General features: G+C 66.6%; 10 protein-coding genes and 1 pseudogene. 1 reads left to right on the top strand and 10 read right to left on the bottom strand.

Annotation, left to right across the window (positions count from 1 at the left end; genetic code table 11):
- The 5 genes and pseudogenes from L995_RS32710 to L995_RS02120 all read right to left on the bottom strand — a co-directional run.
- Positions 1 to 133: pseudogene (locus tag L995_RS32710) on the bottom strand (enoyl-CoA hydratase); the annotation flags it as partial.
- Between the two features lie 16 nt (positions 134 to 149).
- On the bottom strand, positions 150 to 1,286 hold the full coding sequence (locus L995_RS02135; RefSeq protein WP_047468653.1) for an acyl-CoA dehydrogenase family protein: 1,137 nt from the start codon (positions 1,284 to 1,286) through the stop codon (positions 150 to 152).
- Between the two features lie 20 nt (positions 1,287 to 1,306).
- Entirely contained in the window at positions 1,307 to 2,503 is a 1,197-nt protein-coding gene (locus L995_RS02130; RefSeq protein WP_016451776.1) for an acyl-CoA dehydrogenase family protein, read from the bottom strand.
- A gap of 181 nt (positions 2,504 to 2,684) precedes the next feature.
- Positions 2,685 to 3,881 carry an acetyl-CoA C-acyltransferase gene (locus tag L995_RS02125; RefSeq protein ID WP_047468650.1) on the bottom strand — a complete coding sequence of 399 codons (1,197 nt, stop codon included), beginning with the start codon at positions 3,879 to 3,881 and terminating at the stop codon, positions 2,685 to 2,687.
- 187 nt (positions 3,882 to 4,068) lie between these two features.
- The gene (locus L995_RS02120; protein WP_047468656.1) at positions 4,069 to 6,186 is read right to left on the bottom strand and encodes a 3-hydroxyacyl-CoA dehydrogenase NAD-binding domain-containing protein; all 2,118 of its coding nucleotides are present in this window, start codon (positions 6,184 to 6,186) and stop codon (positions 4,069 to 4,071) included.
- A 290-nt stretch (positions 6,187 to 6,476) separates the two neighbouring features.
- Here L995_RS02120 and L995_RS02115 point away from each other — a divergent pair, with 290 nt between their 5' ends.
- Positions 6,477 to 7,394 (top strand): LysR family transcriptional regulator, encoded by a 918-nt coding sequence (locus L995_RS02115; RefSeq protein ID WP_047468647.1) that lies wholly within the window; start codon positions 6,477 to 6,479, stop codon positions 7,392 to 7,394.
- 1 nt (position 7,395) lies between these two features.
- On the opposite strand, the gene L995_RS02110 is transcribed toward L995_RS02115, so the two are convergent.
- The 5 genes from L995_RS02110 to L995_RS02090 all read right to left on the bottom strand — a co-directional run.
- Positions 7,396 to 7,755, bottom strand: coding sequence for a YXWGXW repeat-containing protein (locus tag L995_RS02110; RefSeq protein ID WP_026062496.1), 360 nt, complete (start codon positions 7,753 to 7,755; stop codon positions 7,396 to 7,398).
- A 128-nt stretch (positions 7,756 to 7,883) separates the two neighbouring features.
- Positions 7,884 to 8,309, bottom strand: coding sequence for a type II toxin-antitoxin system VapC family toxin (locus tag L995_RS02105; protein WP_047468644.1), 426 nt, complete (start codon positions 8,307 to 8,309; stop codon positions 7,884 to 7,886).
- On the bottom strand, positions 8,309 to 8,566 hold the full coding sequence (locus L995_RS02100) for a type II toxin-antitoxin system Phd/YefM family antitoxin (RefSeq protein ID WP_016450294.1): 258 nt from the start codon (positions 8,564 to 8,566) through the stop codon (positions 8,309 to 8,311). The genes L995_RS02105 and L995_RS02100 overlap by 1 nt, the downstream gene beginning before the upstream one ends.
- A 153-nt stretch (positions 8,567 to 8,719) precedes the next feature.
- On the bottom strand, positions 8,720 to 9,598 hold the full coding sequence (gene htpX, locus L995_RS02095) for a protease HtpX (protein WP_013804154.1): 879 nt from the start codon (positions 9,596 to 9,598) through the stop codon (positions 8,720 to 8,722).
- 82 nt (positions 9,599 to 9,680) lie between these two features.
- On the bottom strand, positions 9,681 to 10,021 hold a 341-nt coding region (locus tag L995_RS02090), incomplete at its 5' end, for a DUF3025 domain-containing protein (RefSeq protein WP_047468642.1).

Here is a 10,021-nt window from a genome sequence, read left to right as displayed (position 1 = left end):
CCGCGTTGAGCGCCGCCGAGACGGCCGCGTAGAACTCGGGCGACAGCGCATTGCGCGCGGCCACGTTGTTGTTGGACAGCACCAGCACGGCGCCTTCGCGGCGGGTCAGCAGGACTTGGTTCGCTTCGGTCATGGCGGCTTTCCTTGGCTCAGTGTTGCGAGCCGAGTGCGATGTAACGCGACAGATGGTGGTCCTCGTCGCCGAACTGGTGGTCGATCATGACCAGGCGCTTGGCGTAGTGGGCCAGGGGCAGCTCCCAGGTCATGCCGATGCCGCCATGCATCTGGATGCTTTCCTCGGCCACCAGGGTGCCGATGCGGCCGATGCTGTACTTGGCGGCCGACAGGGCCTTCTCGCGCGCCACGCGGTCTTCGTCCGCAATGGCGGCGGCCGCGTTGATCACGGCCGAGCGCGCCTGCTCCACTTCCAGCAGCAGGTCGGCCATGCGGTGCTGCAGGGCCTGGAAGCTGCCGATGGGCACGCCGAACTGCTTGCGCGTGCGCAGGTACTCCAGCGTCTGGTCCTTGGCCACGTCCATGGCACCCACGGCCTCGGCGGTCAGCGCCAGCACGGCGTAGCCGCTGATGCGTTCCAGCAGGGACAGGCCCTGGCCTTCGGCGCCCAGCAGGGCGTCTGCGCCGACCTGCACCTTGTCCAGCACCAGCTCGGCCGCGCGGCCGCCCTCGATGCGGTTGTAGCCGCGCTTTTGGATGCCTGCGGCATTGCCGGGGACCAGGAACAGGCTGATGCCGGCCTCGTCGTACTGGCTGCCCGAGGTGCGGGCCGAGACCAGCAGCAGGTCGGCCTTCTCGCCGAAGGCGACCACGCCCTTGGCGCCGTTCAGCACCCAGCCGTCGCCGCTGCGCACGGCCGTGGTGGCGACGTTGTTGAGCTCGTAGTGGCTGCCGGGCTCGTCATGGGCCAGGGCCGCAATGGACGTGCCGCCGATGATGGCTGCCAGCTGTTCCTTTTGCGCATCGCTGCCGGCCGCGATCAGGGCCTGGCCCACGACCAGGGCGCCCAGCAGCGGCTCGGCCACCAGGCCGCGGCCCAGGCATTCGAAGACCACGCTGATGTCGAAGCCCTGGCCGCCGAAGCCGCCAGCGTCTTCCGGGAACAGCGCGCCGATGGCGCCGATGTCCGCGAACTGCCCGTACAGCAGCGGGCTGTGGCCTTCCTCGCCATAGGCGACGTGGTTGCGCGCCTCGATGGCGTACTGCTCGGAGACGAAGCGGTTGAGGCTGTCCGCCAGCATGCGGCGGTCTTCGGTGTGTTCGAAGTTCATGTTCCGTTTTCCTTGCCGGATCAGAGGCCCAAGATCATCTTGGAGATGATGTTCTTCTGGATTTCGTTGGAGCCGCCGAAGATCGACAGCTTGCGGTAGTTGAAGTACGCGGCGGCGGCCGTGGCGGCAGCCGCGTCGCCGATGGCGGGCTGGTCGTAGCCGGCCTGCAGGGCCTCTTCGATGAAGGGCGCGGCGTAGGGTCCCATGGCGCGGCGCACCAGGGACAGGATTTCCTGGCGGATCTCGGTGCCGCGGATCTTGAGCATGGAGCTTTCGGCGCCCGGCACGCCGCCGCCGGCCACGGCGGCGATCACGCGCAGGTTGGTGGTCTTCATGTTCTCCAGGTCGATCTCGACCTTGGCCAGGCGGGCCGCGAACAGCGGGTCCTGCGTCAGCGGCTTGCCGTTGCGCAGCATGCGGCCGGCGACGGCCTTGAGCTTTTCCAGGCCGGCCACCGAGAAGCCCACGCCCGCGATGTTGGTGCGCTCGTAGGTCAGCAGGTACTTGGCGTAGGTCCAGCCCTTGTTCTCCTCGCCGACCAGGTTCTCCACGGGCACCTTGACGTCGGTGAAGAAGACTTCGTTGACCTCGTGCTCGCCGTCCAGCGTGATGATGGGGCGCACTTCCACGCCGGGCGAGTTCATGTCCACCAGCAGGAAGCTGATGCCCTGCTGCGCCTTGGCCTCGCGGTTGGTGCGCACCAGGCAGAAGATCATGTTGGCGTGCTGGCCCAGCGTGGTCCAGGTCTTCTGGCCGTTGACGATGTAGTGATCTCCATCGCGCACGGCCGACGTCTTGACCGAGGCCAGGTCCGAACCCGAACCCGGCTCCGAATAGCCCTGGCACCACCAGTCGGCGCCATTGAGGATGCGCGGCAGCCAGTGGGCCTTCTGCGCCTCGTTGCCGTACTTGATCAGGACGGGGCCCAGCATGCTCAGCCCGAAGGGCACGATGCGCGGCGTGCCCGCCAGCGCGCATTCATGCTCGAAGATGAATTTCTGCACCGCGCTCCAGCCCGGGCCGCCGTGCTGCTCGGGCCAGTGGTTGGCCAGCCAGCCGCGCTCGTTGAGGATGGCGTGCCAGCGCTCCATGTCCTGCTTGGTCAGCTGCAGGCCGTTCTTGACCTTGTGCGACAGGTCCTCGGGCAGCTTGTCCTTGAGGAAGCCGCGAACCTCGTCGCGGAAGGCCAGTTCTTCAGTCGTAAATTGCAAATCCATTGCTATTCCTCAGTAATCCTTGGCGTCGTATGCCGTTCGCAGCCCCTGAAATTGGCATGCCCCACGCGGGGGACGCCGAGCAAGGGCCGCCCCGCAGCGAAGGTGTCGTTCCCCTCCCGCGAAGCGAGAGAGGGCGCCGTGCAACGGGGGAAGCGGCGCCAGCCGCTCAGGGGGTGCTTATTCAATAAATTTCGAACAGGCCTGCGGCGCCCATGCCACCAGCGATGCACATGGTGACCACGCCCCACTTGACTGACGCGTCCCGGGCCTTGCGGCGCCGGCCTTCCAGCAGGATGTGGCCGGCCAGGCGCGCACCCGTCATGCCGAAGGGGTGGCCGATGGAGATGGCGCCGCCGTTGACGTTCAGGCGCTCGTTGGGAATGCCCAGCTTGCGCTGGCAGTACAGGGCCTGTGAGGCGAAGGCCTCGTTGAGTTCCCACAGGTCGATGTCCTCGACCTTGAGGCCGTGGCGTGCCAGCAGCTTGGGGACCGCGAAGACGGGGCCGATGCCCATTTCGTCAGGCTCGCAGCCGGCCACGGCAAAGCCGCGGAAGGCGCCCAGCGGGGACAGGCCCAGGCGCTCGGCCTGCCTGGCTTCCATCAGCACACAGGCCGACGATCCATCGGACAGCTGCGAGGCATTGCCGGCCGTGATGAACTGGTCCGGGCCCTTGACGGGTTCCAGCTTGGCCAGGCCTTCCAACGTGGTGGAGGCGCGGTTGCAGTTGTCCTTGGTGGCGACCACGTCGCGGTAGGTGATCTCGCCCGTGTCCTTGTTCTTCTCGGCCATGCGCGTGGCGCAGGCAATGATTTCGTCCTTGAACAGGTCGGCGGCCTGGGCGGCGGCCGTGCGCTGCTGGCTTTGCAGCGAGAAGGCGTCCTGGTCCTCGCGGCTGATGCCGTAGCGGCGCGCCACGATGTCGGCCGTGTCGATCATGGCCATGTACAGCGCGGGCTTGTGCTCGACCAGCCAGGGGTCCATGTCGGTGGGCAGGTTGTTGCCGGGACGGATGCCCGAGATGGTCTCGATGCCGCCGGCCAGCATGGCGTCCACGCCCTCGGCCACGATGCGGCCCGCCGCGATGGCGATGGACTGCAGGCCCGAGGCGCAAAAGCGCGTGATGGTCGTGCCCGCGATGGACAGGGGCAGCTCGGCGCGCAGCACGGTCTGGCGGCCCAGGTTGCGGCCCTGGAAGCCGTCGGGGTTGCCGCAGCCCAGGATCAGGTCCTCGATCATGGCCGGGTCGATGCCCGAGCGCTCGACCGCGGCCTTGACCGAGAAGGCCGCCAGCTGGGCGGCGGGCGTGAGGTTGAACTCGCCGCGGTGCGACTTGGTCAGGGGCGTGCGGGCAGTGGAAACGATGACGGCTTCGCGCATGGTCGGTCCTTGCTTGTCTCTTGGGAATTTCTATTGCTTGTTGTCGGCGCGGCCCAGTCGGGGACACCGAGGAAGGGCCTACGCCGGCCGCGCCGCCCCGCACCGAGGGTGTCGTCCCCCTCCCGCGTAGCGAGAGAGGGCGTCGTGCACACGGGGGAAGCCGCGCAGCGGCTCAGGGGGTGATCAGTTACGCCGCCTTGTTCAGGCTTTCGAAATCGCGGCCTTCGGCGACCAGCTTTTCGAGCAGGGGAGCGGGCTTCCAGAACAGCGCGTCTTCCTTGGCGAATTCGCGGATGTCGGCCAGCACCTTGTCCAGACCTTGCATGTCGGCCCACTTCATGGGGCCGCCACGAAAGCGCGGGAAGCCGTAGCCGGACAGGAAGGTCACGTCCACGTCCAGCGGGCGCAGGGCAATGCCCTCTTCCACCACCTTGGCGCCTTCGTTGACCATGGCGGCCATGTAGCGGCGCATGATTTCCTCAGGGGTGAATTGGCGCGGCGTCACGCCCTTCTTGGCGCGCTCGGCATCGACGATGGCCAGCACTTCGGGGTCGGGCTGGCCGACGCGCGCGCCCTGCGGGTAGAGGTAGAAGCCACGGCCCGTCTTCTGGCCGAACCAGCCGCGCTCGCAGACGCGGTCGGCCACTTCGACGTAGCGGGCCTTGGGATCGCGCGTGGCAGCGCGCCGCTTGCGCGTGGCCCAGCCGATGTCGCCGCCGGCCAGGTCGGTGACCTGGAACGGGCCCATCGGGTAGCCGAAGCCGCGCACGGCCTCGTCGATCTCGTAGGGGCTGGCGCCGTCTTCCATGATGTAGTCGGCCGCCTGCTTGTAGACGGCCAGGATGCGGTTGCCGATGAAGCCGTCGCAGACGCCGGCGCGCACGGGCACCTTCTTCATGCGCTTGGCCAGCTCGAAGGCCGTGGTCACCACGTCGGGCGCCACCTTGGCGGGCACCACGATCTCCAGCAGCTTCATGATGTTGGCGGGGCTGAAGAAGTGCAGGCCGATCACGTCCTGCGGGCGCGAGGTGGCGGCGGCAATGGCGTCGATGTCCAGGTAGGAGGTGTTGGTAGCCAGCACGGCGCCGGGCTTGCAGACGCGGTCCAGTTCCTTGAACACGGCCTTCTTGACTTCGAGGTCCTCGAACACGGCCTCGATCACCAGGTCCACATCGCGGATTGCGTCATAGGAGGTGCTGGGCGTGTAGCGCGCCATGACGGCGGCCTTGGCCTCCTCGGTCATGCGGCCCTTGGCGATCAGGCCGTTGTAGACCTTCTCCACATTGGCCTGGCCGCGCGCGATGGACTCGGCGTCGCGCTCGATCATGGTCACGGTGAGGCCCGCGTCCAGCGCGGACACCGTGATGCCGGCGCCCATGGTGCCGCCGCCGATGACGGCGATCTTGGCAAAGTGGCGCGGCGCAGCGGCCTTGGCTTCGGGAATCTTGGCGGTTTCGCGCTCGGCGAAGAAGGCGTGGATCAGGCCGGCGCGCTGCGGGCTGTTCAGGCACTCCACGAACAGGGCGCGCTCCTTGGCGATGCCTTCGTCGAAGGGCAGCTCCACGGCGGCGCGCACGCATTCCACGATCTTCAGCGGCGAGAACAGGCCGCGGCTCTTCTTGGCGGTGTCGGCGGCCAGCGCGTCGAGTTCGGCCAGCGCGGCGGCCTTGTCGGCAATCTCGATGTCACGCGTGCGGCGCGGCGCGGTATTGGTTGCCAGCAGCTCGTTGGCGTAGGCCAGGCCTGCGGCCGTGGCGTCGGTGCCGTCCACCAGCTTGTCCACCAGGCCGGCAGCGAGCGCGGCCTTGGCCGACAGGTGCTTGCCGCTGAGCATGAGGTCGGCGGCCGCCTTCACGCCCATCAGGCGCGGTGCGCGCTGCGTGCCGCCAGCGCCGGGCAGCAGGCCCAGGTTGACTTCGGGCAGGCCGAGCTTGGCAGCCGGCAAAGCCAGGCGGTAGTGGGCCGACATGGCCACTTCCAGGCCGCCGCCCAGGGCCGGGCCATGGATGGCGGCGACCACGATCTTGTCGGAGGCTTCGAGACGATTGAGCACCTCGGGCAGCGAGGGCGGCATGGCGGGCTTGCCGAATTCGCGGATGTCTGCTCCGGCGATGAAGGCCTTGCCCTCACCCACGATGAGCACGGCCTTGACGGCGGCATCCGATTCGGCCTGCTCCACGGCGGCCAGCAGGCCGGCGCGCACGGCCTGGCCCAGGGCATTCACGGGGGGGTTGTTGATGCTGACCACCAGCACGGCGCCGTCAAGGCGGGTCTGGACCACGGAAGCCTGGGCTTGTTCGCTCATCTGCATGTCTCCGAACTTGGGTTTTCCACTCAAAACATCCATTCTTGCCACGACAATGGTTCTTTACAATCCCATGAATGATTGACAGACTGTAAAAACGTATTTGACAGTGTTGAACACCCCCTGAGGCGCTTGCGCGCCTTCCCCCTCTCTGCTTGCTTCGCAAGGGAGGGGGACGACAGCCTCGGTGCGGGGCGGCGCGGCCGGCGTAGGCCCTTCCTCGCTGCCCCTGGCTTTGGAGCGCGCCAGTTTCATAGGCTGTGGGCGAAGCAAAGTATCTGGACATACCTATGGATCTGAACTCGCTGACCCTGCTGGTGGAAATCATCGATAGCGGCAATCTGAGCCAGGCGGCGCGCAAGCTGAAGATGACGCGGGCCAATGTGAGCTATCACCTGACGCAGCTCGAAAAATCGGTGGGGGTGCAGCTGGTGCGGCGCACCACGCGGCGCGTGGAGCCGACCGAGGTGGGGATGCGGATGTACGAGCATGGCCGCGCAATCCAGAACGAGATGATGTCGGCGCGCGAGACGATCACGTCGCTGGGCCAGGGGATGGCAGGGCGCGTGGGGCTGAGCGTGCCCAGCGGCTATGGACAGATCGTGATGAGCGACTGGCTGATCGAGTTCAAGCGGCTGTATCCGGCCATCGTGCTGGATGTGCTGTTCGAGAACCGGGCCGACCATTTGCGCGACGAGGTGGACATCGCCATCCGCGTGATCCAGGAGCCGCCGCTGTCGGTGATTGCGCGCAGCCTGGGCAATGTGCACTACGTGGCCTGCGCCTCACGCGAGTATGCGCAGCAGCACGGCCTGCCCGCCACGCTCTACGAGCTGCGCAACAGCCCGCTGATCACGGCCGGCGTGATGGGCCGCCAGCTGCGCCTGTCGGCCTACCAGGGAACGGACCGCCAGGAGGTGCTGCTGGCGCCGACCATGATCTCCGAGCACTTCCCCTTCCTGCGTCAGGGCATTCTGGCGGGCCTGGGCGTGGGCCTGGTGCCCGACTACGTGGTGCAGGACAAGGTGGCCAGCGGCGAGGTGGTGCTGACCCTGCAGGAGTACCGCCTGAGCATCTTCGGCACCCACATGTACCTGCTGTACCTGCCCGACCGCCACCAGACGCGGGCCGTGCGCACCTGCATCGACTTCCTGCTGGCCAAGGCCGGCCAGGGTGGCAGCGGCAGCGCCGATGCCGCCGCCACCTGACTCAGCGGCGATACCAGCCGCCGGGACGCTGGTACCAGCCGCGCGGCCCATGGTCCCAGCGGTGCGGGCGCCAGGCATAGCCGGGATGCGGCGGCGCCGCCCAATAACCAGGACGCCAGGCATAACGGCCGCCACCCCAGCCCCAGGAGCCGCCGATCCAGACATGGACCGGCGAGGGAGCGACCGGAATGACCTCGGTCTGCACCGGCGGCGGCGCCATGGGCGCATAGACCACCTCGCCCGAAGGACCTACGGGATAGGCAGGCGCCACCACGCAGCCGGTCAATGCCACCGCGGCGGCAGCCAGGACCAGGGCCGGAACCAGGCGACGGCCCGGCGTTTGAATGAATACAGGCTTCACGATGCACTCCTGGCCGCGCTTAGTACGGCCATGCAGATACAACGAAAAAGCCCCTGCCGGTTGTTGACAGGGGCTTGTGAAGCCTGGGTAAAGATCAAGTCTGGCTGTACGTGGGGTTGAGACGGGCCCTACATCCAAGGGTTCAAGACGCGCACTCCATGAACATGGAAGGGCTCGAAATCCTTGATGTTGCGGGTGACCACGCACAAGCCATGCACCTTCGCCGTGGCCGCGATCAGGCTGTCGGCCAGCGGCCGCGGCGCAGGCACGTGGTAGGCCGCGTTTTCCATGGCCACCATCGCATCCACTGGCAGTACACGCCCCTGAAAGGCCGTGAACACGCGCTCCACCAGCCAGCGGCGCAGCACCTGCCCGGCAATCGGGTCTTGCCGGGCTTTCAACTGCACGCCTTTCTCCAGCTCCATCAGCGTGATCGCGCTGATGAAAAGGGACTCGGCCGCGACCGATTGCGCCCAGGCCACAACGCCATCGTTCGCGCGGCCCGACGATGCCTTGCGCAGTTCGGAAACGACGTTGGAGTCCACCAGATACATCAGGACAGGTCCACGGCGCGCGGCAAATCCTTCGCGCGCTCAATGTCGAAATCGATATCGGCGGCCTCGGGCATGGCCAGCAATTGAAGAATGTTCCGGGTCTGCCCCGACAGTTCACGGAATTTCTCAATGCTCATCAGCACGTGGGCAGGTTGCCCCCGGTCCAGGATGTAGACCACGTCATCACCACTGGCCGCTTTCTTGGCAGCGGAAACATGCTGGTTGAATTCACGGCTGCTGAAGGTCGAAATCTGCATGACGCACCTCCGTCAAAGAAAATGCTTGTACGTTACTACATTCGCAAAAATGGAGTACCGGACAAGCATTTCTGATGGGGCTTCGGGAAGCGGAGCCCAGTCAATGACCGGGCCCCACTGGACAGGCTCCAGCGTGTCGAACCTGATCCTGAATCAGAGGTTCTGCGCGTTTTGCAGCGCGGCAATGCGCTCTTCGATCGGCGGGTGGGTCGAGAACAGCTTGCCGATGCCACCGGCAATGCCCATGGCGGCCACGCTCTTGGGCAGCTCGCCGGGGTGCATGCCGCCCAGGCGGGCCAGGGCGTTCATCATGGGCTGCTTGCGGCCCATGAGCTGGGCGGCGCCCGCGTCGGCGCGGAATTCGCGCTGGCGCGAGAACCAGGCCACGATGATGGCGGCCAGGAAGCCCAGCACGATGTCCAGCACGATGGTGGTCACGTAGTAGCCGATGCCGGGGCCCGAGCTGCTTTCGTCGTTCTTGCGCAGGAAGCTGTCCACGGCATAGCCGATGACGCGCGACAGGAAGACCACGAAGGTGTTCATCACGCCCTGGATCAGGGTCATGGTCACCATGTCGCCATTGGCGATGTGGGCGACCTCGTGGCCGATCACGGCCTCCACCTCTTCGCGCGTCATGCCTTCCAGCAGGCCCGTGGACACGGCCACCAGGGCCGAGTTCTTGAAGGCGCCGGTGGCGAAGGCATTGGGCTCGCCCTCGTAGATGCCGACTTCGGGCATGCCGATGCCGGCACGGTCGGCGAAGCCGCGCACGGTGTTGACGATCCAGGCCTCATCGGCGTTGCGCGGCTCGTTGATCACGTGCACGCCCGAGCTCCACTTGGCCAGCGGCTTGGAGATCAGCAGCGAGATGATGGCGCCGCCAAAGCCCATGATGAAGGCGAAGCCCAGCAGGGCCCCGAGGTTCAGGCCATTGGAGGTCAGGAAGCGGTTGACGCCCAGCAGGCTGGCGACGATGCCCAGCACCACCACGACGGCGACGTTGGTCAATAGAAAAAGTGCGATGCGTTTCATCAGTGGGTTCTCCACAAAGTGGGGAAAGGAGGAAGGATCTGGGCCCTGCAGCGTTGAAAAGTGAGGGCCGCACCGGCTGTTTTCAAGCCGGGTCCTGCGCCGTTGTCATTCCTTGTTGTGATGCTTGTACGGAACGGGGCGCCCGGAACACGAGAGAGTCATCATAGAAGGAAAAGTTCTCGTTTTCGCGCCACCAGCCGGGCACGCCCAGCACCGGCAAGGGCGCAAAAGGCTTGGCCGCCAGCGTGTCCGGCTCCAGCCAGGCGCTGGCGGCCAGCCAGGCGTCGATATCCGCTGCGCCAGAAGCCGGCGTGGCGCCTGCACCATCCGTGTGCACGCACAGCACATGGGCCGTGATGGGCTTGCGCGGCTGCACCAGCTTTTCCAGCAGCGCATGGCCTATGGGCAGCAGCCTGGACGCGG

The organism is Delftia sp. ZNC0008 (genome assembly GCF_000799035.1).
GTDB classification, from domain to species: Bacteria; Pseudomonadota; Gammaproteobacteria; order Burkholderiales; family Burkholderiaceae_C; genus Comamonas; species Comamonas tsuruhatensis.
The sequence above is the reverse complement of the archived record's forward strand: the minus strand, read 5'-3'. Positions and strand labels throughout refer to the sequence as shown.